The organism is Ensifer sp. BR816 (genome assembly GCF_000378985.1).
In the GTDB taxonomy this organism is placed as follows: Bacteria; Pseudomonadota; Alphaproteobacteria; order Rhizobiales; family Rhizobiaceae; genus Sinorhizobium.
The window spans coordinates 5,969,641-5,994,152 of record NZ_KB905370.1; the positions used below are offsets into that span (position 1 = coordinate 5,969,641).

At 63.9% G+C, this 24,512-nt stretch carries 20 protein-coding genes and 1 riboswitch; of the genes, 9 read left to right on the forward strand and 11 right to left on the reverse strand.

Going from position 1 to position 24,512, the window contains the following annotated elements:
* Positions 1–64 precede the first annotated feature (64 nt).
* On the reverse strand, positions 65–517 hold the full coding sequence (locus tag RHIBR816_RS0128795; RefSeq protein WP_018240048.1) for a cobalamin biosynthesis protein: 453 nt from the start codon (positions 515–517) through the stop codon (positions 65–67).
* A 513-nt stretch (positions 518–1,030) separates the two neighbouring features.
* Between RHIBR816_RS0128795 and RHIBR816_RS0128800 the strand changes: the two genes are divergently transcribed.
* Positions 1,031–1,816, forward strand: coding sequence for a TSUP family transporter (locus tag RHIBR816_RS0128800; protein WP_018240049.1), 786 nt, complete (start codon positions 1,031–1,033; stop codon positions 1,814–1,816).
* Between the two features lie 274 nt (positions 1,817–2,090).
* Positions 2,091–2,684 carry an isoprenylcysteine carboxylmethyltransferase family protein gene (locus tag RHIBR816_RS0128805; protein WP_018240050.1) on the forward strand — a complete coding sequence of 198 codons (594 nt, stop codon included), beginning with the start codon at positions 2,091–2,093 and terminating at the stop codon, positions 2,682–2,684.
* A 56-nt stretch (positions 2,685–2,740) separates the two neighbouring features.
* On the opposite strand, the gene cobO is transcribed toward RHIBR816_RS0128805, so the two are convergent.
* The 4 genes from cobO to cobU all read right to left on the reverse strand — a co-directional run bounded on the left by cobO (position 2,741) and on the right by cobU (position 9,438).
* Positions 2,741–3,385 carry a cob(I)yrinic acid a,c-diamide adenosyltransferase gene (gene cobO / locus RHIBR816_RS0128810; RefSeq protein WP_018240051.1) on the reverse strand — a complete coding sequence of 215 codons (645 nt, stop codon included), beginning with the start codon at positions 3,383–3,385 and terminating at the stop codon, positions 2,741–2,743.
* A gap of 11 nt (positions 3,386–3,396) precedes the next feature.
* On the reverse strand, positions 3,397–7,617 hold the full coding sequence (gene cobN / locus RHIBR816_RS0128815; protein ID WP_018240052.1) for a cobaltochelatase subunit CobN: 4,221 nt from the start codon (positions 7,615–7,617) through the stop codon (positions 3,397–3,399).
* A gap of 225 nt (positions 7,618–7,842) precedes the next feature.
* Positions 7,843–8,907, reverse strand: a complete 1,065-nt coding sequence (gene cobW / locus RHIBR816_RS0128820) for a cobalamin biosynthesis protein CobW (protein WP_018240053.1) — start codon at positions 8,905–8,907, stop codon at positions 7,843–7,845.
* A 3-nt stretch (positions 8,908–8,910) separates the two neighbouring features.
* The gene (gene cobU, locus RHIBR816_RS0128825) at positions 8,911–9,438 is read right to left on the reverse strand and encodes a bifunctional adenosylcobinamide kinase/adenosylcobinamide-phosphate guanylyltransferase (protein WP_018240054.1); all 528 of its coding nucleotides are present in this window, start codon (positions 9,436–9,438) and stop codon (positions 8,911–8,913) included.
* A gap of 132 nt (positions 9,439–9,570) precedes the next feature.
* A riboswitch (cobalamin riboswitch) is annotated at positions 9,571–9,973 on the reverse strand.
* Between the two features lie 256 nt (positions 9,974–10,229).
* On the opposite strand from cobU, the gene RHIBR816_RS0128830 reads away from it, so the two are divergent.
* Positions 10,230–11,120 (forward strand): FecR domain-containing protein, encoded by an 891-nt coding sequence (locus RHIBR816_RS0128830; RefSeq protein ID WP_018240055.1) that lies wholly within the window; start codon positions 10,230–10,232, stop codon positions 11,118–11,120.
* On the opposite strand, the gene RHIBR816_RS0128835 is transcribed toward RHIBR816_RS0128830, so the two are convergent.
* Complete coding sequence (locus tag RHIBR816_RS0128835) at positions 11,115–13,322, reverse strand: CHASE2 domain-containing protein (protein WP_018240056.1); 2,208 nt, start codon at positions 13,320–13,322, stop codon at positions 11,115–11,117. The genes RHIBR816_RS0128830 and RHIBR816_RS0128835 overlap by 6 nt on opposite strands.
* A gap of 155 nt (positions 13,323–13,477) precedes the next feature.
* Positions 13,478–14,932, reverse strand: coding sequence for a cobyric acid synthase (locus RHIBR816_RS0128840; protein WP_018240057.1), 1,455 nt, complete (start codon positions 14,930–14,932; stop codon positions 13,478–13,480).
* A gap of 248 nt (positions 14,933–15,180) precedes the next feature.
* Here RHIBR816_RS0128840 and RHIBR816_RS37265 point away from each other — a divergent pair, with 248 nt between their 5' ends.
* The 3 genes from RHIBR816_RS37265 to RHIBR816_RS0128855 all read left to right on the forward strand — a co-directional run bounded on the left by RHIBR816_RS37265 (position 15,181) and on the right by RHIBR816_RS0128855 (position 18,046).
* Positions 15,181–15,324, forward strand: coding sequence for a hypothetical protein (locus RHIBR816_RS37265; RefSeq protein WP_018240058.1), 144 nt, complete (start codon positions 15,181–15,183; stop codon positions 15,322–15,324).
* Positions 15,325–15,703: 379 nt separating this feature from the next.
* Entirely contained in the window at positions 15,704–16,702 is a 999-nt protein-coding gene (locus RHIBR816_RS0128850; protein WP_026187541.1) for a glycine betaine ABC transporter substrate-binding protein, read from the forward strand.
* A gap of 297 nt (positions 16,703–16,999) precedes the next feature.
* Positions 17,000–18,046, forward strand: coding sequence for a glycine betaine/L-proline ABC transporter ATP-binding protein (locus tag RHIBR816_RS0128855; RefSeq protein WP_018240060.1), 1,047 nt, complete (start codon positions 17,000–17,002; stop codon positions 18,044–18,046).
* Positions 18,047–18,098: 52 nt separating this feature from the next.
* Here the strand turns inward: RHIBR816_RS0128855 and RHIBR816_RS0128860 are convergent, their stop codons facing one another.
* Positions 18,099–18,509, reverse strand: a complete 411-nt coding sequence (locus RHIBR816_RS0128860; RefSeq protein ID WP_018240061.1) for a 4-oxalocrotonate tautomerase family protein — start codon at positions 18,507–18,509, stop codon at positions 18,099–18,101.
* 105 nt (positions 18,510–18,614) lie between these two features.
* Here RHIBR816_RS0128860 and RHIBR816_RS0128865 point away from each other — a divergent pair, with 105 nt between their 5' ends.
* From RHIBR816_RS0128865 to RHIBR816_RS0128875, 3 genes are all read left to right on the forward strand, one after another.
* Positions 18,615–19,478 (forward strand): LysR substrate-binding domain-containing protein, encoded by an 864-nt coding sequence (locus RHIBR816_RS0128865; protein ID WP_018240062.1) that lies wholly within the window; start codon positions 18,615–18,617, stop codon positions 19,476–19,478.
* Positions 19,479–19,583: 105 nt separating this feature from the next.
* On the forward strand, positions 19,584–20,600 hold the full coding sequence (gene bmt, locus RHIBR816_RS0128870; protein ID WP_018240063.1) for a betaine--homocysteine S-methyltransferase: 1,017 nt from the start codon (positions 19,584–19,586) through the stop codon (positions 20,598–20,600).
* A 28-nt stretch (positions 20,601–20,628) separates the two neighbouring features.
* A complete protein-coding gene (locus RHIBR816_RS0128875; RefSeq protein WP_018240064.1) occupies positions 20,629–20,973 on the forward strand; it encodes a hypothetical protein in 345 nt (114 codons plus the stop codon).
* Positions 20,974–21,084: 111 nt separating this feature from the next.
* Here RHIBR816_RS0128875 and RHIBR816_RS0128880 read toward each other — a convergent pair whose 3' ends face one another.
* The 3 genes from RHIBR816_RS0128880 to RHIBR816_RS0128890 all read right to left on the reverse strand — a co-directional run bounded on the left by RHIBR816_RS0128880 (position 21,085) and on the right by RHIBR816_RS0128890 (position 24,471).
* Positions 21,085–23,082, reverse strand: a complete 1,998-nt coding sequence (locus tag RHIBR816_RS0128880) for a VWA domain-containing protein (protein ID WP_026187542.1) — start codon at positions 23,080–23,082, stop codon at positions 21,085–21,087.
* Between the two features lie 2 nt (positions 23,083–23,084).
* Entirely contained in the window at positions 23,085–23,612 is a 528-nt protein-coding gene (locus RHIBR816_RS0128885; protein WP_018240066.1) for an RNA polymerase sigma factor, read from the reverse strand.
* A gap of 91 nt (positions 23,613–23,703) precedes the next feature.
* Positions 23,704–24,471, reverse strand: a complete 768-nt coding sequence (locus tag RHIBR816_RS0128890) for a phosphodiester glycosidase family protein (protein WP_026187543.1) — start codon at positions 24,469–24,471, stop codon at positions 23,704–23,706.
* Positions 24,472–24,512 lie beyond the last annotated feature (41 nt).

The window sequence follows — 24,512 nt, forward strand, 5'->3', positions numbered from 1 at the left end:
TAGGAAACGATGGCAGAACATTGAATCTGCTGAAAAGATACGTCGCTGGCCGGCGCCCAAGACATCAGAAGGCCTCCGACGCGCCTGGAACCTGGGCGTCGCCATCGGGCCGCGGTCCCGCGATCGCGGCTGTAGCATGGGCCGAGCGGATTTTCGGAACGAGCAGGATCGCTTCCGGTCCCGCCCCTGCCAGTGCCGCGCCCTCGGCGACGCCATGGCAGCCCGTATGGGCAAAGACGATGTCCGACGGATTTTGCAGTCGCGCGGATTCCGCCGCGAGGGTTGCCGCGTCAAAGAAGCGCACGGGTACGGAAAAATGCCGGCCGGCCGCATGAATTGCGAGCTCCTCGGCGCGCACGTCGAGCGAAGCGACGAAGTTGACATCGCTCGCGGATGCGCCGGCATCGGCGAGCGCCCGCTCGGCCAGCGCGATCACTTCCTCTGGCGCGGTGTTTCGCTCGCAGCCGAGGCCGAGAACAAGTTTGGCGATTGGATCTGGCCCTTGGACCGAAGGCATCTGCAGTGCGGCTCCCCTGCAGCAGGCCCCCATCCCCCTGGACGCACAGGCTGCTGCTCATTGACATCTGCGTGGTGGCCCAAACCTGCAAGTGTTGGGTCCGCGCAGCGGTCGGCGTTCCATACGAAGCGCCGGCCCGGGCGTGCAGCCGTACCGGTTCGGACAGCACCGGGTCTGGCCCCCTGAAGGGGTCGGCCGCACCGGACGCTCTTTCGATCCGCTCGCACGGACGCCGTCGCATGATCGTCATTTCTACCGAAGGGCATCCGGGCGGTCAAACCGGATTGCGCCATCGCCACGTCGTAAACGGCGCAGTCGGCATGGCGCAAAAGGGAGGCTTCACCCGTCCCTCACGCTACGTTCATGAAAAAGCGGGCGCCGCAGCGGACGACGGCAACGCGCTTGCCGGGCAAGAACAGCATTTTCTGCGGAAGTTGCCGGCGACAAGCCTTTGCTTTTCGTGCTCGGCTCTGACACAAGGCAGCAGCAATTCCATTCCGCCTCGAGCCTACCGTGATCGACCTCGCCCTCCATCTATTGCTCTTTCTGTTCGTGGCCGCCTTCATCGCCGGCTTCATCGATTCGATCGCCGGCGGTGGTGGGATGATCACCATCCCCGCCATGCTGATCGCCGGCATTCCGCCGCTCGAAACGCTCGGGACCAACAAGCTGCAATCGCTCTTCGGCTCCGGTTCCGCCAGCATCGCCTATGCGCGACACGGGCACGTGAATCTGAAGGAGCAGTTGCCGATGGCGCTGATGTCGGCCGCGGGCTCGGTGCTCGGCGCCTTGATCGCGACGGTCGTTCCCGCCGATGCACTCAAGGGCGTGCTGCCCTTCCTGCTGATCGCGATCGCCGTCTATTTCGGCTGCAAGCCGAATATCGGCGACGTCGAAAAGCATCGCCGCATGTCGGCATTCCTCTTCACCCTCACCTTCGTGCCGCTGATCGGCCTCTACGACGGCGTTTTCGGACCAGGAACGGGCTCCTTCTTCATGCTCGGCTTCGTCTCGCTCGCCGGCTACGGAATCCTCAAGGCGACCGCCCACACGAAGTTCCTGAACTTCGGCTCCAATCTCGGTGCCTTCATCGTCTTCGTTCTCTACGGTGTCGTGCTCTGGAAGGTGGGGCTGATAATGGGTGCCGGTCAATTTCTCGGTGCGCAGGTCGGCTCCCGCTACGCCATGGCGAAGGGCGCGAAGATCATCAAGCCGTTGCTCGTCATCGTCTCGATCGCGTTGGCGATCCGGCTGCTGGCGGACCCGACGCATCCTCTGAGGGTCTGGCTCGCGATGTGAGACCCGGTGCTCGCGCCTCGTCGTGATGCCACCGGCTTGCAAGTGCGGATATGCAACAAGCAACCGTACAGTCCGTCCGTCCCCCTGCTAGTCTATCCGCACCGATCCGTCGGTCGACGCTGGCGTGTTTACCAATCCGGCAACAAAAATCGGCAGGCTCGTAATAGGCCCTTGAACCTCTAGTTACTAGAGATTGCAACTTGGCTCCGCTGTCCCACATGCGGCGTTTGAAGAAGCGCCGCCAACCCGTGTCGTCCGACGACGAGGAGCCCTGATGTTCACGACGATTCCCGCAATCCTGATGCTGGTTGTCGGCGCCTTCACACTGGCGCTGTCGGTCCATCGCCGCCTTCAGACGGGGCGGTCCCCTGTTGTCCTGACCTACGGCGACGATGCCGAAGGCTTCGGCGGCCGCCTTTTTCGCATCATCGTCGCCGCACTCGTCGCGCATCTGCTCGCCGCGGCGATCGTTCCCGCCGGCGTCGATGCCGTCGTCGGGCGGATTCCGGCGCTCGATCGGCCGCCGCTCGCCTGGCTCGGGCTCGCTTTGATGGCGCTCGGCGGCGTGCTGACGATGCTGTCGCAGTGGTCGATGCGCGATTCCTGGAAGATCGGCATACCGGAGGCGCAGGATGCCCCGCTCGTCACCTCCGGCCTTTATGCCTTTTCCCGCAACCCGATCTATGTCGGCATGGTGGCGGCGCTGATCGGCACGATGCTTGCTGTCCCGAACGTCGTTTCGGCGGCGCTGGCCCTCTCCGCCTGGATCTCGATTTCCTACCAGATCCGCATGGAGGAAAGCCATCTCTTCGGCGCCTTCGGCGAGACCTACCGCGCCTATTGCCAACGTGTGAGGCGCTGGATTTGACGCACTCGCCAGAGAAAACGGGTGCGCAGTCAAGCCCAATCACCGCCGAAGGCTCGTCAAAACTCGACGCCCTTCTGCCCCTTGATGCCGGAGCGGAACGGGTGCTTGATGAGTTCCATCTCGGTCACCAGATCGGCAATCTCTATGAGATCTTCCTTGGCATTGCGACCGGTCAGGACCACATGCGTCATGTGCGGCTTCTCTTCCTTGAGGAAGCGCACGACCTCGGCGATGTCGATATAGTCGTAGCGCAGCGCGATGTTGATCTCGTCGAGCAGCACCATGGAATTGCGCTCGTCGCGGATCAGTTCCTTGGCCTTCTCCCAGGCCTTCTCGGCCATCGCCACGTCGCGGGCGCGGTCCTGGGTCTCCCAGGTGAAGCCTTCGCCAAGCGTGTAGAACTGGCAGAGGTCGCCGAAATGCTTGTCGATCAGATCGCGCTCGCCGGTCTGCATGGCCCCCTTGATGAACTGCACGACGGCACAGGGCATGCCATGGGCGATGTGGCGGAAGATCATCCCGAAGCCGGCGGTCGACTTGCCCTTGCCCTTGCCCGTATGGACGATGATCAGACCCTTCTCGTCGGTCTTCGTCGCCATGATCTTGTCGCGCGCCGTCTTCTTTTTCGCCATCTTCATGGCGTGACGGGCTTCGTCCTTTTCGGGTACCGGTTCGCCGGTGTTGGCGGTTTCGTCGCTCATCGCATTCCTCCCTATTCGTTCCCGGCGTACAGGCGTTCGCGCGCCGCACGGCCGGACAGGCTGTTCAGTTCAAATCGCGCCGAATTGGAGCGCGGGTTCCAGAGACCTCGGTCAATCGCCTCGAGGAAGCGCTCGGACAGTTCCGCCAGGGCCGCCGGGTTCTTGTCGCGCAGGAAATCGAGGACTTTCTCGTCGGCGATAAAGGCTTGGTAGGCCGCCTCGAAATGATGGTCGCGCACGGCACCGGTCGTCGCGGCGAAGGCGAACATGTAATCGACAGTCGCGGCAATCTCGAAGGCGCCCTTGTAACCGTGGCGCATCACGCCATCGATCCATTTCGGATTGACGACGCGGGCGCGCACCACGCGGCCGATCTCCTCCTCCAGCGAGCGGATCACCGGCTTCTCAGGGCGGGAGTGATCATTGTGGTAGATCGCCGGGCGTTTCCCTCCGATGTGCTCTGCGGCGGCGCTCATACCACCTTCGAACTGGTAATAGTCGTCGCTGTCGAGCAGGTCGTGCTCGCGGTTGTCCTGGTTCTGGACGACGGCTTCAATCGTCCGCAGGCGTTCCTCGAAAAGTCCGCGCTCCGCCCTGACGTCTTCACCGGCGCCATAGGCATAGCCGCCCCAGGTGAGATAGGCTTCGGCGAGATCGCCGCGCTTTTCCCAGCCTTTTTCGTCGATCAGCGCCTGCAGGCCCGCGCCATAGGCGCCCGGCTTGGCACCGAACACGCGATAGGAGGCGCGTCTTGCCGCTTCCTTCGCCTCGACGCCCTTTTCCTCGAGGCGTCGCGCTTCGGCATGCATCCGGGCGGCGATCATGTTGTCGGCATCGTCCTCCTCCAGCGCGCCCATCGCGCGGACAGCCTTGTCGAAGAGGGCGATCTGCTCCGGGAAGGCGTCGCGGAAGAAGCCGGAAATCCTGAGCGTGACATCGACGCGCGGGCGACCGAGCACGGCGAGCGGCACGATCTCGTAGCCGGTCACCCGCCGCGACGCCATGTCCCAGATCGGCTTGGCACCGATCAGCGCCAGCGCCTGTGCAATGTCGTCGCCGCCGGTGCGCATGTTGGAGGTGCCCCAGGCGGTGAGCCCGAAAGAGGACGGCCATTCGCCATGGTCCTGCAGGTAGCGCCGGATCAGCAACTCGGCCGATTTCTTGCCGAGCTCGTAGGCCGCCGGCGTCGGTACGGCGCGGCTGTCGACGGAATAGAAATTGCGCCCCGTCGGCAGCACGTCCGGACGGCCGCGCGTCGGCGCGCCGGAAGGACCGGGCGCGACGAAGCGGCCATCGAGACCGGTGAGCAGGCCGGTGATTTCGGCTGCGCCGGAGTTCTGGATCGAGGGCTTCAGCCGGGCATCGATCTCGTCGAGGACGGCTTGCGTGTTGGACCAGCCGTCTGGGCAAGCGATCTCGCCCGACACCAGTTTGGTGGCGAGAAGTTCGATGCGCTCGACCGTATCGCCCGCAGTGCGCCAGGGGGCATCCGAGAGCTTGGTGAGGAGATCGGGCTTCTGACCGCCCCAGGGCGCGGAGAAAACGCAGTCGAGGGGGTCGAAGGGTGGCGGGTGCGGAAGCGTACCCCCCTCTGCCCTGCCGGGCATCTTCCCCACAAGGGGGGAGATTGGCGAGTGGCCACGGCTTCCCTCCGAGGTTCCGTTGCCCCCATCATCGGCCAAAAGGCTCGCCCCGAGCTCGCCAGCCTCTGTAGAGCGAGCGGCCGCATCCCTGATCTCCCCCCTTGTGGGGGAGATGTCCGGCAGGACAGAGGGGGGTATTGGCGACCCACCAAGCCCCAGGTCCACCGCGATCGCGCGCTGCAAACTCTGATCGCCGCCCTCGCCCAAGCCACGCGGCACCCGGGCGAGCGCCACCGTTAGGTCGGTCAGCAGCCGCCCCTCCGGCGCCACGCCGAAGATGTGCAGCCCGTCGCGGATCTGCATTTCTTTGAGGTCGCAGAGATAGGCGTCGAGCTTTTCGAGCGCCTTGTCGTCGCTGTCGCCCTTTTCGATGCCGGCGTCTCGGTCGAGCCCGATATCGCGCACGAGGTCGAGGATCTGACGACTGAGCAGCCGCAGCCGCCGCGGATCGCCGCCGGCTGCCTCATAATATTCGTCGACCAGCGCTTCAAGGTCCTTGAGCGGCCCGTAGGACTCGGCCCGCGTCAAGGGCGGCGTCAGGTGGTCGATGATCACGGCGCTGGTGCGACGCTTGGCCTGCGTCCCCTCGCCCGGGTCGTTGACGATAAAGGGATAAAGATGCGGCGTCGGGCCGAAGATCGCCTCGGGATAGCAGGTTTCGGAAAGCGCCAGCGCCTTGCCGGGCAGCCATTCGAGATTGCCGTGCTTGCCCATATGGATGATCGCGTCAGCGCCGAAGATTTGGCGCAGATAGGCATAGAAGGCGAGATAGCCGTGCGGCGGGACGAGATCCGGCGCGTGATAGGTTTCCTTCGGATCGATGTTGTAGCCGCGCGCCGGCTGGATGCCGACGATGACCTCGCCGAACCGGGCAAGCGGCAGCGCGAAGGCGCCGTCGAGGAAGAAGGGATCGGACTCCGGCGCACCCCAGCGCGCGCCCACCTCCTCCTGAATCTTTCCAGGAAGAGAGGCGAAGAAGTCCTTGTAGTGATTCAAGGAAATGGTTTCGCGGATTTCCCGGTCGCGGCTTGCGGCATTCGTCGGTCCGGCGATCAGGAAGCGGATCAGCGCATCGCCGTCCGCGGGCAGATCGCCAACCGGATAACCTTCCGCCGCCATCGCCTTCAGCACCTCGATGGTGCCGGCGGGTGTATCGAGGCCGACGCCGTTGCCGAGACGCCCGTCGCGGTTCGGGTAGTTCGCCATGACGATGGCGATGCGGCGCGCCTCCGGCCTCGCCCGGCGCAGCCTTGCCCAATTGGCGGCGAGCCGGGCGGCAAAGCGAACGCGGTCGGAGAGGGGCTCATGGCCGACGATGTTTGCCTCCACGAGCGGGTCGTAGACGGATGCCGCCTTGAAGGAGACGGCGCGCGAAAGGATGCGTCCGTCCACCTCCGGCAAAGCGACATTCATGCCGAGGTCGCGCGCCATCAGCCCTTGCGGCGAGGCCTGCCATGCTTCGCGCGAAGAACCTGAAAAGATGACCTGAAGCACCGGCGCATCGGTCGATTCCAGCACTGTCGGCTGCCGGTCGGCGCCGGGTGCCGAGACGGCAAAACCGGTGGCGTTCATCACCACGTCCGGCGCGGCCTCGGCGAAGATCGCCTCGAGCGTTCCGATCGAAACCTGATCCTTGAGGCTCGAAACGAAGACGGGAAGCGCGCGGATCCCTTCTTCGGCGAGCGCCTCGATCAGGGCTTCGACGGGCTTGGTCTCGCCGCTCTGGACGAGGGCCCGGTAGAAGCAGATGGCGACGGTCGGGGTCTGGTGCACGTCAGGGTGGCTACCCCCCTCTGCCCTGCCGGGCATCTCCCCCGCAAGGGGGGAGATCGGCAAGCTGATGCTGTTTCCCGCCAAATTCGCACCGGCATCGGCGCGAGCGCCCGTCCCGGTCGGATTCGCCTCCATCTCTGCCGTCGGCGAGGAGCGAACGCTCGCCTCCCTATTCTCCCCCCTTGTGGGGGAGATGCCCGGCAGGGCAGAGGGGGGTGTTTCCTCGCTGCCTCCGGCGATACGCACCCACTCGTCAACCCCGATCACGCCCCTGCCCGGCCACCATAGGCCGGCCTTGAGCAGCGGCCGCGCCGGTTGCGGCTTTTCGGCGCCATCGATCAGCGCCTCGGCATAGTCGAGGAACAAGCCGGCATTGTCCGCGCCGCCCTCGGTGAAATAGGCCCAGAGACGCCGCCGGTCTTCCGGCGCAACGGTCGAGAAAGGCTCGAGGCCGGGGTCGGGCTTGTCGTCCCCCGGCAGCACCGCGATCCGGAACTTGCCCGCAACGGCGGCGGCATAGAGCGCCTCCAGCACGTAGCGAAAATAGCTGGCGCCGCCGAGCGGCCGGACGACGATCAGCTTCGCATGCCGCGCCGTGCGTTCGACATAGGTGTCGACAGACATCGGGTGCATGAGGCTCATCAGGCTGGCAATGCGCAGGCTTTTCCCACCGACGCGCGACCGATTGGCGGCGGCGATCGAGGCAAGCTCCGTATCGGCGGCCGACAGGAACAGGATATCGGCCGGGCTTTGGCCGAGATCGATCGCCTCGTTGCCGTCGGCGATTGTGCCTTTCTGGGCTAGGAGGAGATGCATGGTTGCTCCTCGTGGCGCTTGCGAAAAGACCCCTCCCCAGCCCCTCCCCACACGGGGGAGGGGTTAGGTCGTGCCACACGCACTCTTTCCCCGAGTATCAGCCGTTCGTGCCATAACACCGCGCCCCTTTGGGAACGGAAGCGTCGCGGCAAACGCGAGAGAAGCCCCTCCCGCTGGTGGGGAGGGGTTGGGGAGGGGTAACTCTCGTACGGCTTCACATTCACCTCACGCCAGCGCCGAAATCGCCGCGCGCACGGCCGCCTCGTCCATGTCGTGCAGCCCGATGACGACGAGCCGCGTGCCGCGCGTCTCGCCGGGGGCCCAGGCGCGGTCGTAATATTGATCGACCCGGCTGCCTACCGCCTGGATCAGGAGACGCATCGGCTTGCCGGGTACGTCGGCGAAGCCCTTCAGCCGCAGCACGTCATGCTCGGCGATGACAGCCTTGAGGCGGTCGACGAAGACGGCCGGCTCGGCGATCGGGCCGAGTTCGACGACGAAGCTGTCGAACTCGTCGTGATCATGTTCCTCGCCGGCCTCATGCTCCATCTCGTGATGCGATTTGCGGTCGCCGATCTCGTCCTCTGTGCCGACGCCGAGCCCGAGCAGGATTGCGGCGGCCACCTCGCCGTTCTTCGCCTCGATCATCGCCGGCTTGCGGCTGATGCGCGAGGCGACCTCTTCGCGCACGGACTTGAGGCCGGCGGCATCGATGAGATCGGTCTTGTTGAGAACGATGAGGTCGGCGGCCGTGAGCTGGTCCTCGAAGAGCTCTTCGAGCGGGCTCTCATGGTCGAGGTTGTCGTCATTGACGCGCAGCGCATCGACCTTGTCGTGATCGTCGGCAAAGCGGCCGGCGGCAACGGCGGCGCTGTCGACGACGGTGACGACGCCATCGACAGTCACTTCGCTGCGAATGTCCGGCCAGTTGAACGCGGCGACCAGCGGCTGCGGCAGGGCAAGGCCGGAGGTCTCGATAACGATATGGTCCGGACGGTTCTCGCGTTCGAGCAGCTTCGTCATGGTCGGAATGAAGTCGTCAGCGACGGTGCAGCAGATGCAACCGTTGGTAAGCTCGATGATGTCCTCCTCCGAGCAGGCCTCAGCGCCGCAGCCCTTCAGCACGTCGCCATCGACGCCGAGATCGCCGAATTCGTTGATGATCAGCGCGATCCGCTTGCCGTCGGCATTCTGCAGCAGGTTGCGGATCATCGTCGTCTTGCCGGCGCCGAGGAAGCCGGTGATGACAGTGGCGGGGATCTTGCCCGGATGGGCCTTTGCAAGCGTCATGAATCAACCCTTCATTTTCAGCGGCAACCCGGCCGCGACGAAATAGACTTCGGCGGATTTCTCCGCGACGATTTGGTGGAGGCGGCCGGCATGGTCGCGGAAGTCGCGCGCCATGCGGTTCTCCGGAACGATGCCTAGACCGACCTCGTTCGAAACGAAGACGAGCCGCGCCCGCGTCTCCGGCAGCAAGGCGGCGAGATCCGCGAATTCGACGGCAAGGTCGCGCCCTTCCATCATCAGGTTCGTCACCCACAGCGTGAGGCAATCGACGAGGATGGCGCATCCCGGATCAGCCAGGCGGCGAAGCAGACCGGAAAGATCGGTCGGCTCCTCATGCGTCGTCCAGCCCTTACCTTGTCGCGCGGCCTGGTGATGATGAATGCGATCACGCATCTCGTCGTCGTAGGCGCGACCAGTTGCGACATAATGCATCGGCAGCCCCGAGGCTTCGACGAGCTTTTCGGCGAAAGTGGATTTTCCGGAACGAGCGCCGCCGAGGACGAGGATCGGACCGGCATGAGAGATCATCATCCGACCATGCCTCGCGCAAGGAGACCTGCGGGGCCGAAGCGGCGATAGAAAGCGGACACGTGACCGGCACGCGCAGAAGACAATGTATGAGCCACGACAACCTCCGTGCTGGCATTGGGGAAAACTCCCCGGGCGAATGCCCTGATGGAAGGCAGGTCTCCTGGCTCTCGGCGTCACGGGCAGCGGTCGCGCGCATGCGGCTGCGCATCGATGCTGAAACCCGAACGGGTCCGCCTCGCCTTCCCGGCGCGTTTGCTGGCTCGTGAAGGCGGACGATTCGTAGAAGAAGAGGCGTCCAGCCCGGCTGTTCACGATGCCACGCCAGTGGCTTCTCCGACGTGCCCTCCGACCCCGCGAAAACTGCCCCATGCAGTTTCGTCGGAAGAGGAGCGGCATGCCCGATGGCGAACCCTGACCGTTCTACAGTCGCGGGGTCGGCTGCGATAAGGGCGCCCGGCGTGGGTCCGCCCGTCACATTCCCATTTACTCCCCCGCACCGCTTCGGCGCCGGGGAACCATCCATCGTCGTTAATTATGAAGCGGATGCGGCAAAGTCAATCGACGGTCTGCGACGCGAAGGCGACCTTTGTGCGTCTTCTCGGGGGCCGCTCCGGCACGCCTGTGCTTTTCATACTCCAAACGGGTGAGCAGACACCCATCCCCACCACGTGATAGAACGAGGCTTTCCAAGCCCGACGCGACTTTCGAGCTACGTATGGCTGCGTTTGCTTCAGAACGATCGCGCTGACGATCTCGGTCCGTTTCGAACCGGGATCCTTGTGGAGGGTGCGATGGCGCAGTTGCGTCGTACCGCAATCGCAGCGCTGAGCGCCGCGCTTTACGGTTTCATGCCGACAATGGCCGCCGAACCAATTGGTCAGGCGACGCTGATCAAGACCGAGGTTTCCGGAGCGACTGGACCGCTTGCGGTCAGGGATCCCGTCCACCGGGACGAACGAATCCGCACATCCAGGTCGGGGCTGGGCCAGTTCATATTCCGCGACGGCAGCAAGTTGGCCGTCGGAGCCGGCTCGTCCGTCGTCATCGACAAGTTCGTCTACGACGACTCGCAATCGGTGCAGCAGCTCACGGTTACGGCCGCCAAGGGAACGTTTCGCTGGATCAGCGGTAACTCGAAGCATTCCGCCTACAACATCCTGACGCCGTCCGGTACGATCGGCGTCCGCGGAACGGTTTTCGATTTCTATGTCGGCGATGACGGAACGACCGCGATCGTTCTGTTGAGCGGTGCAGCCCAATTCTGCGGCCGCGGAGGTTGCCAGCCGCTGACGCGGCGCTGCGATTGTGTGGTCGCCAGGCCCGGCGGCGCGGTGACGAAAACCCAGCGGGTCGATCGCAGCATACTGACGAGACTCGGCAACAGGAAAGCGCTGCCTTTCCTCTCGGGCGATCAGAAACTCTCGGTGGGTTTTGGGGGAATGAGCGGGAGCTGCGGTCTTTCGGCGGCCTTGGAGATAAAGCCGACCTCCCCCACGGATATCCGCCCCCCGGAGAAAGCCACACCTCGCAAAGCCATAAGTACTGAACCTGGTCGGGGAGGACAGGATACAGGCAAGGGAGGGCAAGATACCGGCAAGGGTGGCCAGGACAGGGGAAAGGGAGGACAAGACAGGGGAAAGGGAGGACAAGACAAGGGCACGCAAGGCCAGGATCCGTCATAAGAAGCGTGGCGGAGGCGGCCGTCGCCTTCCCTCTTTGGCAGACCGGGCGCCCTTCGCCAGCGGTTCGCTTGAAAAATGGTCAACCCTGCGGGTGATCCGCCTGTAGAAATCCGACAATCCGGGACACAAGGGTGCTGCCTTGAACCTTGCGGCGCCGGCAAACTCGCGGCCCGCCGGCGAACGCAAACGCAGCGCATCGACCAATTCCCCATGGACGTGCTGCAATTCGGCGAAGTCGGGAGACGCGGCAACGTGGCCGTCGCCGACGACGGCGAAGAGGCGGGTGCGGGTGCTCTTGCCCTTCAGTCCCAACGCGCCCGCCTCGAGCAAGGCAAAGTCGGCGAGCGACTTCGCCGTGTTCTCCGACACGAGAATGTCGAAGCTGATCTCCTTGCAGGCGGCTTCGATACGCGCAGCGACGTTCACGGCATCGCCGACGGCCGAATAGTTGAAATGGGTCTCGGCGCCCATGTTGCCGACGCAAGCGAGGCCGGTATGGATGCCGACGCCGATCCCCACCTTGCCCTTGCTGCCGAAACCGAATGCGTCGCTGTCGTTGAGGCGGGAAAGTGTCTCGCGCATGGCGAGCGCGGTGCGGACGGCCTTGCCGGCATGATCGGTCACATCGACCGGGGCGTTCCAGAAAGCCATGATCGAGTCGCCGATGAACTTGTCGAGCGTGCCTTCGTTGGCAATGACATGGCGGCTCAACGCATCGAGAAGCGTGTTCAGGAAACCAACCAGCTCCCTCGGCGCCAGCCGCTCGCTGATCTCGGTGAAATTGCGGACATCGACGAACATGATCGTCAGTTCGCGGTCGTCTCCGCCAAGACGAAGGGCATTGTGCGTGTGCTCGATGCGGTAGAGCAGCGATGGCGACAGATATTGGCCGAAGGCACGCCGAACGACACGGCGTTCGCGGTCGGTGACGAGGAAGCGGTAAGCTGTCGCGGCGAAATGGGTGACCAATCCGGAAAGGATCGGGGCAAGCGGATCGAAGAGCAGTCCGGCATAGAGGAAGGCAACCCAGGACGCAGCGAGCGCCAGGCCGGTGATCAATAGCCCGCAAGCAAGCGCCACGCCGGGGCTGACAAAGGTTGTCAGCATCACGAGCAGGCCGCCCGCAACGGCGATGGACAGGATTTCAAGCCCGTCGGCCCAGTCCGGACGCGCGAGAAACCGACCGGACAGGATCTGCTCGACGGCCTGGGCGTGGAGCGAAACGCCGGGGACGTTGTGCCCGAGAGCGGTCGTGCGGATGTCCAGCAAGCCGGCGGCCGACGTGCCGACGAAGACGATGCTGCCTTCGACCGCGTTCCTGATGTCCCCGGAGGCGCCGGATGCGGCAAGCACTTGGCCGGCCGACACATATCTCTCGGCCCGGTCCTCGCTCACATACAGCCAGAGCTCGCCCGCCGCCGTGACCGGCACGGTGAACTCGCCGATCTTGATCCGGGTGATCGTATCGGCCACATCCGTTGCGCCCGCCAGCAGATAGGTGGAGGCGCCCTGGGCGACCCGCAGCGCCTCAAGCGCCAAATTCGGATAGAGTTGCTCGCCATCGCTGAGCAAAAGCGGGATCGCGCGCACCACCGCCGACGGGCTGCCGGGATTGAGGCTGATATGGCCGATGCCCGCGGCATTGGCCTCGAGCTCCGGCCGAAGCGGCGTCGCCGCCGTGAAGCGCGGCGGCGCATCGAACGGGCTCTCGCCGGTGAAGGCGAAGCCCGCCTTGACCTGCGGTCGATACTTTCCCACGTTCGACAGGCCGAAGCCGAGCACCACCGGCTTGCCGGCAATCGCGCCGGCGAAGATCTCGTCATTGTCCGGCAGCCTTTCCAGCAAGGCGGGATCGATACCGGTCACGTCACGCACAACGGTGCGCGGCGACAGCCGGTCAGGCTCGGCGAACAGGATGTCGAAGGCAATCACTGCGGCGCCCATTTCGGAGAGCCTGTTGACCAGATTGGCCAATCGATCCCTCGGCCAAGGCCATTGGCCGAACTCCCGGAGCGACGCCTCGTCGATGTCGACGACCCGAACCGGCAGGTCTTCGAAGGGCCTCGGCGCCAGGCGCTGGTATTCGTCGAAGGTGATTTCGCGGGCAAATCTCAGCAGTTGCGGATCATTTGCCCGCAACACCGTCAGCGCCGCGACAATTGCCAATCCGATAAGGACGCCGACCAGCTGGGCGCGTGTCATAACCGCCGACCTTCATGCCGGAGGGCGGCAAGACTGGTTTCCTTTGGAAAAGACTGGCCTGCCGCCTCGCGGGCCATGCTGCATCGTTCGCAGCCGCGTTGCAATATCAACCAAAGAGGGTTTGAGAACGCGGCATGCGAGAGCGCTGCGGCTCGCTACCCGAGCAGGTGCTCGAGCCACGCGCGATCGAGCACGTCCTCCAGCTCGGCGGCAATCTCATCGAGCGCGCGGTCGACCGACTGACGATAGTTGCTCCCGCCGCCTTCGATCCCCAGGCTCTTCAGCAGCGCGGCCCGGTAGGCATCGCTGCCGAACAGGCCGTGGAGATAGGTTCCGATCACCCGGCCATCGGGCGACATCGCGCCATCGGGGCGGCCGTCGATCGTCACCGGCGCACGTTCGCAATCCGGCCCGGACGTCTTGCCGAGATGGATTTCATAGCCCTCGAGCGCCACGTTGTGCTCCAGCGACCAGGCGCGGCTGTTGCGAACGGTCTTTTCCGGCGCCATTTCGGTCTCGACCGAAAGCAGCCCGAGCCCGGCGATCTCGCGTTCGCTTCCTTCGATGCCGAGCGGATCGGTGACGCGGACGCCCAGCATCTGATAGCCACCACAGACGCCGATTACCCGGCCGCCGCGCCGGACGTGGCGCTCCAGGTCGCGGTCCCAGCCCTGCGCGCGAAAGTCCTTGAGATCCGAGATCGTCGATTTCGAACCGGGGATGACGACCAGGCCTGCGTCCTCCGGCAGCCGCATGCCCGGCCGGACGAAGACGAGATCGACCTGCGGCTCTGCCGCGAGCGGATCGAGATCGTCGAAATTGGCAATGCGCGACAGCACGGGCACGGCGACCTTCAGCGCCCTGCCGCCGCCACGCGCCAGCTTCTCCAGCACGACGGAATCCTCGGCCGGCAGCCGCGCGGCGCTTTTCAGCCAGGGCACCACACCGAAACAGGGCCAGCCGGTGAACCGTCCGACCGCCGCGATGCCGTCGTCGAAAAGCGTCACGTCACCGCGGAACTTGTTGATCAGATAGCCGGTGACCATCCGCCGGTCTTCCTCCGGAAGGATTGCGTGGGTGCCGACCAGCGAGGCGATGACGCCGCCGCGATCGATGTCGCCGACGAGGACGACGGGAACGTTGGCCCGTGTGGCAAAGCCCATATTGGCGATATCGCCGGGCCTGAGGTTGACCTCGGCCGGCGAGCCGGCGCCCTCGACGATGACGAGATCCGCGCCAGCAGAGACATGTTCGAAACTCTCCATCACCGCGCCGAGCAACTTCGGCTTCAGCGCCTGATACTCCCTGCCCTTCGCTTGCCCGGCGACCTTGCCCTGCAGAATGATCTGGCTGCCGACGTCGGATTGCGGCTTCAGAAGCACGGGATTCATGTGCACCGAAGAGGGCACCCGCGCGGCGAGCGCCTGCAGCCATTGCGCCCGGCCGATCTCGCCACCGTCATCGGAGACGGCAGCGTTGTTCGACATGTTCTGCGGCTTGAAGGGCCTCACCTTCAGGCCGCGGTTGGCGGCGAGCCGGCAGAGGCCTGCCACCAATACCGATTTTCCGACATCCGAGCCGGTTCCCTGGAGCATGATCGCGTGTGTCATACGGTCTCCCGTAACATCGAAAGCCTCTCCGGCAAAGCACTGTTTTGACGCCATTTTGCCGCAATTTTCCCGGCGGCGATCATGGGGTGTATCAGTTGCTCACAAACCTTGTCTGAGGAACCTCGGCGGACTATCGAAAATGCGACATTCGCTGGCGACTTTGGCATCGAAAAATCCCCGCCGCACGCCTATATCACGATTATCGAAACAACCCGGTGGAACCCCGGACTTCCCAAGGCAAAAAAACCATGCTGTTCATCTTCAGCAAACCCAATTTCGTTCAGATCGCCTGGAACGCACAGGCGCCGCGCAGCCAGTCCCGCGTCCGCAACACGCCTGTCGACGCGCCCTTCGGGCCGCTCGGCTTCATCCGCACGTCCAACGTCGGATAAGGGCGGTTTTCCTACACCGATTTTTGCGACATTTCGCGTCCGCGCAAGGCCGGACCACGGCAGCGACAAGGGACGTCGCCTGAGTTCGCCTGCGTGCCCTCCAGAATGCGAAAATCGCCAAGGAGGCAGGTCCGGTACGCAACACCAGAACCGGACCTGCGGCAGTCGCCCGCCGCAGGCAAACAATTAGCCTGACATCCTTACCGGATGGTTAGTGAGAGCTTAACCAAAGGTGAATTCGCAATTTTTCCGAATCCACCGCACGATCCTCGAATGCAGGCAGGCTCTATAGGCGCAATCAATTGAACAGGTTGATTTCTCATGGGAAACACCTAGGCTAACTCGTCATGGCCACGTAGTAGACGGGAGGCCGGGGACCGTGACGAAACTCCTCGCAATAATGTTTGCCGCTACCGGCTTTTACGTTCTGGCCGACTCCCCTCGGGCCGCGGAGTGCGGGCAGGTTAGCATTGCCGAAATGAACTGGGCCTCCGCCGGCATCGCCGCCCATGTCGACAAGATCATCCTTGAGAACGGCTATGGTTGCACGGTCACCCTCGTCGCCGGTGACACGATGCCGACGTTTTCCTCGATGAACGCAAAGGCCGAGCCGGACATGGCGCCCGAGCTCTGGATTCACTCGGTGCGCACGCCGCTCGAAGCGGCGGTCAAGGAAGGCCGTCTTATCCAGGCAGCCCCCATTCTCAGCGAAGGCGGCGTCGAAGGCTGGTGGATCCCGAGATTCCTCGCCAATGCCAATCCGGACATCAAGACTGTCCAGGACGCGCTGAAGCATCCGGATCTTTTCCCTGCGCCCGACGACACGACCAAGGGGGCGATCCACAATTGCCCCTCCGGCTGGAACTGCCAGATCTCGACAGCCAACCTTTATAGGGCACTGGAAGCGGAAAAGGCCGGGTTCAAGCTGATCGACCCCGGTTCGGCGGCCGGGCTTGACGGCTCCATTGCCGAGGCCTTCGAGAAGAAGTCCGGCTGGCTCGGCTACTATTGGGCGCCGACGGCGATCCTCGGCAAATATGAAATGGTCCGCCTGTCCTTCGGCGTTGACCACGACCGGGCGGAATGGGATTCCTGCTCGGCCGTACCGGATTGTCCAAGCCCGAAGGTCAACTCCTTTCCGGTCTCGGACGTCTTCACCGTGGTGACGAAATCCTTTGCCGAGAAGGCAAGCGTCGCCATGGATTACGTGAATGCCCGTGGATGGGACAATGCCACAGTCAACAAGGTTCTCGCATGGATGGATCAAAACAGGGCAACGAACGAGGATGCTGCGCGCTATTTCCTCGAACGCTTCCCGGAAATATGGGAAAAATGGGTGCCCGCGGATGTTGCAGAAAAGGTGAAGGCTGCGCTTTGATGGAGGCCATGCTGCAGACGGAGGCGAGATCCTGTTGCGTGCTGCGGCAACGCCGGTCGCGTGGTTCGCGACGAAGCCGCCCCCCTCGCGTCGCAAACAGCATAGCAGCCTGCCAGTTCCGCTGTCACATTGCTCATGGGGAACCTGGAAGCGGTTACGCTTCGTACACGCGCTCCAAAGACGCGGACGAGCGGAACGCAGCTCCAGCGGTGTTGCAAAGATCGGCAACGCCATCATTTTTCGATCGTGCCAGCCCAGCCTTCGGCAGGCGGCTGCAGAAGCATTCGGAGGTTGTTCATGGCTAGTCGCGCAATCGAGGTGAAGAACCTCTACAAGATCTTCGGCCCTCGGGGGCACGAATATATCGATCACGTCAAGAACGGCATGGGCAAGGCCGAACTCAACGAAAAATACGGTCATGTCCTCGGCCTGCAGGACATCAACATCCCGATGCCCGGCGGCTGCATTACGGTCGTGATGGGCCTTTCCGGCTCCGGAAAATCGACGCTCATCCGCCACATCAACCGGCTGATCGACCCGACCGCCGGCGAAGTGCTCTACGACGGCGTCGACGTCTGCAAGATGAACCAGAACGACCTTCGCCAGTTCCGCCGCCACAAGACGGCGATGGTGTTCCAGAAATTCGCGCTGCTCCCGCACCGCACGGTTCTCGAAAACACCGTTTACGGCCTGGAGATCCAGGGAATTGACCAGCGCGAGAGCGAAAAGCGCGCGCGTGGCTGGATCGAACGCGTCGGGCTCCAGGGCTTCGAGAAGCACTATCCGAACCAGCTTTCGGGCGGCATGCAGCAACGCGTCGGTCTCGCCCGGGCGCTTACCAATGACGCCGAGATCCTGCTGATGGACGAGGCCTATTCGGCGCTTGACCCGCTCATCCGGATGGACATGCAGACGGTGCTGCTCGAATTGCAGAAGGAACTGAAGAAGACGGTGGTCTTCATCACCCACGATCTCGATGAGGCGCTGAGACTCGGCGACAAGATTGCCATCCTGCGCGACGGTCGCGTCGTGCAACAGGGAACGGGTCAGGAAATCGTGCTTGCGCCGGCGGACGACTACATCACCGCCTTCGTCAAGGAGGTGAACCGCGGCCGGGTCGTGAATGTCGAGACGATCATGCGGCCGCTGTCCGGTAATCCGGAGGGTCTCGCGATCACCGCGGGTACCGTCCTCGAGGCGGCCGCCCGCACGATGACGAGTGCGCATATCAACACGGCCCACGTCGTCGACACCAACGGCCGCCCAATCGGCGCCATCGACCTGCACACGATCATCGGCGCGATGGTGACCCCGACAAGTCACAGCGACCGCAAGGCAGCATAGGAGCCGTTCGCCGAATTGAGAGGGACGCCCGATGAGGCGCCCCTCTCCCATTCTACGCGGCCCCCTGCAATTTGCCGCTGATGAACCGGAACTCCTGCGTCTTGCCGCCGAAGCCATAGGCTGCAGCCGAGACCTCATGAACCAGCACGTAGCTTTCGGGGTGGACCGTTCCGAGCAAGCCTTCGAACCCGGCAAAGATCGCCTCGATGTAACTGGCCAGTTCCTGTTTCGTATTGGTGCCGTCGACAACCTTGATGTCGAGCCAGAAACTGGTCGTCTGCTGTGATGCGATCGACTTTCCGCCGGCAAACCAATGCCGCGGGTCGATATAGCTGATCGTGACGGCCGTGACGGTCGGATCCTTGCGCAGGTGCAGGCGCGTCAACTCGCTGACGGACGCCGCGATCTGCGCGGAAAGATCGGGGCTCGCCGGAGCCGCAACGGCGATATTTATGATCGGCATAAGAATTCCTTCCTCGGATAAATGAGACGACGAGGGAAGCATGGCACCATCTTCGCATCAGAAAAATCGAATTGTTTGGCAGAAATAATTCTGCATTATTGAAGTATGCGGACAATCGACCCGGAACTCCTGCGCACTTTCCTTGCCTTTGCCGATGGCGGCTCGCTCGCCCGTGCGGCCGAGGCGGTCCACCGCTCGCCGTCTGCCGTGACGGCGCAGATGCAGCGTCTTGAAGGCTTGGTCGGCGAGCCTCTCCTCGCACCGGCCGGGCGCGGCCGATCTTTGACACCTGTCGGCGAGGAGTTCGTCGTCCATGCCCGGCGCATCCTCGACGCCCAACGCGACGCGTGGCTCAACCTCAAGGGCGCCCGCGCGGATGGCCGGGTGGCGCTTGGCAGCACCCAGGATTTCGCAGACACGACGCTTCCGGCAATGCTTCGTCGCTTCGCTCGATCGCATCCGCGGGTTCGCCTCGATCTCCGGATCGGCCGGACGAAGGAACTGACGGCGGCTTACGACCAAGGCCAGATCGACATACTGCTGGCCATGCGGCAAGAACCTGCGGTTGACGAATTGCTCGTTCTGCGAGATCCGATGGTCTGGCTTTGCTCTGAGACCGGCCTGAACCTCCCGGACACCGATCTCCCACTGGCCGTGCTCGACCCGCCCTGCGGCTTTCGAACCGCCGCGATTTCCGCGCTCGAGGCAGCCGACCGTCCCTTCCGGATTGCCGCGACCAGCCCAAGCCTCTCGGGCCTGCGCGCCGCGGTCCTCGGCGGCATCGCGATCACCGCACGCACAAATCGGTTTCTGGGTGCCGGCATCGCGGCCGCGCCAAAGCACCTCGATCTGCCGCCCTTGCCGGTGGCGGAGTTCAGCCTGCGGCTGCGCCCAAAGGCGGAGCACGCCGCGGCCGGACTTGCTGCCCTTCTGGCGGATGAATTGCCGCGGCTATCCACTGGCGTTTGATTTCCGCAAGCGTCGAAGCTCGACACATTTAGCTTGCGTCCTCACGCGCAAAGACATAAAGATATGTTTATATCTTGCTACACTTTGTTCAGCCGGGAAAAGCCGATGTCCGTTGCAGCCAACGCTCTCTCCGATCTCCTTGCCCAGAAGGGCGTCTTGCTTGCCGACGGAGCGACCGGGACGTCGCTCTTCGCCATGGGCCTCGAAGCGGGCGAAGCGCCGGAACTCTGGAACGAGACGAAGCCGGAAAACATCACGAAGCTGCATCAGGATTTCGTCGACGCCGGCGCCGACATCATCCTGACCAATTCCTTTGGCGGCACACGCCATCGGCTGAAGCTCCATCAGGCGGAAGATCGGGTGCATGCGCTCAACAAGCGTGCCGCCGAGATCGCCCGCGCCGTCGCCGACAAGGCGCCGCGCAAGGTCATCACCGCCGGCTCCGTCGGCCCGACCGGCGAACTGCTGGTGCCGCTTGGCGCGCTCTCCTACGAGGACGCGGTTTCGGCCTTCGTCGAGCAGATCGAGGGGCTCAAGGCCGGCGGCGCGGAAGTTGCCTGGATCGAGACGATGTCTTCGCCGGACGAAATCCGGGCAGCGGCCGAAGCCGCGACGAAGGTCGGCATCCCCTTCGTCTACACGGGCTCCTTCGATACGGCAGGCAAGACGATGATGGGCCTGCATCCAAAGGATCTCCATACGGTTGCCGCAGGTATCGGTGAAGGCCCCGTCGCGGTCGGCGCCAATTGCGGCGTCGGCGCGTCCGATATTCTTTCCTCGCTCCTCGACATGACCGCCGCCAATCCGGAGGGAACCGTCGTCGTCAAGGGCAATTGCGGCATCCCGGAGTTCCGTGGATCGGAGATCCACTATTCCGGCACGCCGCCGCTGATGGCGGAATATGCGCGCCTGGCGGTCGACGCCGGCGCCAGGATCATCGGCGGCTGCTGCGGCACGTCGTGCAATCACCTGGCGGCCATGCGGCTTGCGCTCGACAACCACACGAAGGGCGAGCGCCCCACCATCGAGGCGATCATCGAAAAGATCGGCCCCTTGCGCAACAAGACGGCCAATGAGGGCGCCGCTGCCCCGGCACGCGAAAGACGAAGCCGCCGCGCTTGAAGCTCGTTCGATTCGAGGGAGCGATTCAATGAGCATGCTAGCCGCCTTTCCGGACCGGGACACGACCGCCGCGAAGCTTTCGAGCTTCGGAGAAGCGGAGCAGGCTTTCATCAAGCTGCTGATGGAAAATCCGGAACAGGACGAGAATTTGATCGAAGGGCTCCATCGCCATCTCGACCTCGCCGCCGAAGCGCGCTTCCTGAATTCCCTGAAGCTCGAAAAGCTCGGCGAATGGCTCGGCAACGAAGCGCCCGCGCGGCTGCAGATGCGGCTCATGGAAGCGGCGCGCTCCAGCCAACACCCGGCTTACCAGGCATTCAAGAACGGTCTGAGTAAATCCGGTGGCTTGGAAAGAGCTTTTACAAAGGCCTGAGCCCCACCGAATATGCGCGCACTGTGCCCCCTCCCCATGCTACGTCACAGGGAGGGCTTGATTGGCGTTCCACGAATACCGCCTGCGAAGCGCAGCCGGAAAGAGCTGAACTTATCGGTCGCCCGCAAGCCCCTTCGCCAGCCGCACCAGATTGACGAACTCGCCGCGATATCCGAATGGGTCCGCCCCCTTGGCGCCGGCTGCGAGTTCGGCGATGGCGGGATAGGAATAATCCCAAACCGCCGAATTCCCGGCAAGCTTTTGGCCGAAGGCGGCGACGGCGACCGAGAAGCGGACGTCCTGCGACGCTTCGGCAAGCGACGGCACCGCATTCGCTTCCGTCACCGGCGTGGTGATCAACTCGCTCTTGTCGCCATCCGGCTTCTTGTAGCGAATCTTGAGATAGGCGAGCTCACCATTTTGGGTCACCGCTTCGCCCGCCGGCTTTTCGGCCGCCGCATAGCGAAGGTCGTCGTTGAGGACGGCTGGGCTGCCCTTGGGCGTCACCTCGTAGAGCGCCGTCACGCTGTGGCCGGAGCCGATATCGCCGGCATCTATCCTGTCGTTGTTGAAGTCCTCGCGCTTCAATGCGCGGGTCTCGTAGCCGATCAGCCGATATTCGGCAATTGCCGCCGGATTGAACTCGACCTGCAGCTTCACATCCTTGGCGATCGGGAAGAGCGAAGAGCCTGCCTCCTCGACCAGTGTCTTCTGCGCCTCCGCCAGCGTATCGATATAGGCAGCAACGCCGTTGCCGTTCTGGGCAATTGTCTGCATTAGCGCGTCGTTGTAGTTGCCGCGGCCGAAACCGAGGACCGAGAGGAAGATGCCGCTCTTGCGCTTTTGCTCGATCAGCCGTTTCAGATCTTCGTCGCTCGACGGGCCGACATTGAAATCGCCGTCGGTCGCCAGCATGATGCGATTGACGCCACCCTCGACGAAGGCCTTTTCCGCAAGCGCATAGGCCGCATCGATGCCCGCCGCGCCGGCCGTCGAGCCGCCCGGCTGCAGCGTGTCGATTGCCGCGAGGATCTTCGTCTTGTCCTTGATCGAAGTCGGCTCCAGCACCGTCCCGGCATTGCCGGCATAGGTGACGATCGAGACTGTATCATCGGGCTTCAGCCGGTCGACGAGCAGCCGAAAGGCGTTCTTCAACAGCGGCAGCTTGTCGGGTTCGTCCATGGAGCCGGAGACGTCGATCAGGAAGACAAGGTTGGCTTTCGGTGCCTCGGTGGGCACGACCTCATAGCCCTTGATCGCCACATGCATCAGCCGTGTTCCCGCGTTCCAGGGCGTCGGCGTGATTGTGACGGTCGTCTTGAAAGGCTCTGCCGCCGAAGCCGGCCGCGACCAATCATAGGGGAAGTAATTGATCATCTCCTCGACGCGTACGGCATCGCGGTTCGGCATCTCGCCCGCCATCAACGAGCGGCGCACGAAGGCGTAGGAAGCCGTATCGACGTCAACGGAGAAGGTCGAGACGGGCTCGGCCGCCACGCTCTTGACCGGATTGGCATCGGCGTTGCCGAAGCGCTCACGATTTTCGGTCGGCGGCGGAAGCATGTCCGGCGCAGGTGCAATTTCCGCACGGCCGCGTGCAGCGAAGCCAACCGCCCCGCCGAGCGCGCTCGGCGCCGCGGCAGTATCGGCGGCCTGTCTCGGCGCCTCATTTTCGGCTGCCGCGGGAGGCACCTGGCGGATCAAGAGTCCGGACGTCTCTCCCTTCGCGTCGGCGACAGCCCTTTCCTCTATGGTCGCGGGCGAGGCCGGTTTCGCCAGCGGGCGCGGCGCTGGCTTGGTCGCTACCTGCACCTCAGCTTCGCCCGAGGGATCGTTGCGGACGATCTCCAGTGTCAGAAAAGCGGCGGCAGGTACGACGATCAGCGTCGCCAAGGCCGATCCGGCAAGCAATTTCCTGTTCATGATGGGGCTCCAAATCCGGTTGAAGATGGAGCTTTGACGACCGGGGATCGCCGATCCTTGGGCAGCGGGCAAATTTTCTTCGGCAGCGTCGTAGGCCTGCATCGCGGCGGCGAGCGCGCGTGCCCGCGCCTCGCTCGAAGGCGTCGGCGGCATCCGCCCGGAAAGACTGGTGAAGTCGTCGGTCATGATCACACTGCCTCCTTGCCGAGCAATGTTTTCAGGCGCTTGCGCGCTTCGTGGACATGCCAGGAAACGGTCGCCTCGGAGCAGCCGAGCACGTCGGCCGCCGCCGCATGGCTCAGGCCCTCGGCATAAACGAGCAATACGGCGTCGCATTGCTTTCCCGGCAGCGCCCGTACCGCCGCCCACAGCGCCTCCTGGCGGTCCTGCTCTTCTGCCGCCGCCCCGGCAAGCGCCGCCGGGTCGGCGGCATAGGCGTGCAGATTGCGCGCGTCGCGCGCCTGCCGCCGGCGGTGGTCGCGCGCGGCATTCAGCGTCAGCGTATAGAGCCAGGTGCGGAACCGGCTGGTGCCGCGAAAGCCGCGGATCGCCGAGCCGAGCCGGACGCAGACGTCCTGTGCGATGTCCTCGGCGTCGGAAATATTGCCCGACCAGCGCCACGCCACCGCATGGACGAAATCATAGTGCCGCTCGACCAGCAGCCCGAAGGCCCCCCGATCGCCCCTCACCGCCCTTTCAACGAGTTCCGCGTCCAAATCCGTGCCCGCTTTGGTCCAGTTTCAAGATTAGACGTTCCCCGATGGCCATTCCTTGGGTCGAAAGTGAAAATATTTCTGCTTCATGATTTCATCGCGGAAACCGGGCGACGACGGCGATGATCGGCCCGAGCGGAAACAGCCGATCGTGGCGGTTGATCTCCGGCGCATAGAGGCTCGATATTGTGCCATCGAGAAACAACGCGTTGGGGCAACCGAGCTCGTCGCGAAACAGCGTCGCGAAGTCGTGGAAGCGCACCGGTCGCTTCGAGACGGCGAAGACCACCTGGCCCTGCCTCGTCACGCCGACGCCATTGCGGGTTTTCAGGCTGTCGCTGTCCGGCAGGAAGCGCGGGTGCAGCGCGCCGTCAATCACCAGCATCGGCCCGGACTGCGTCGCGAAGCGCGGCTTGATGCCGGCGTCGCGGTACGCCTCCGCCGCCATGACGCCGGCCTTGCCATCGCCGGCATAGAAGACGCCGTTCGGCAACAGGTGGAAATTGCCCCAGCCGGAATACGTATTGAGTGGTGCCTGCTCCCTGCCCTCTTCGATATGCAGGCCCACCGGAGAAAGGTCCTCGTGATACATCCCGCCGTTCATGGCGAAGACGAGATATTCGTCGCGGTGGCGCAATTCGAGCGACAGCGCCTTGAAGGATTTGAACGGGAAGCCCGCTTGGTCCTTGTTGTAGAGGCGAATGTCGCTTGCCGCGGGGTCGAAGCTGCAGGCGATGTAGTCTTCGCCGCGGTGGCTCACGTTGCGGCAGGTAGCGCCTGCAGCGTCGGCCGGCGGGGATTTGGCAAAGCCGCCCGTGAGAAGTGCGGCGCCGATGAGAAGGCTTTTGGGAAACAGTGGCATGGTTCGCGACTCGAAGCGGATCGTGACGTAACATCGCATGG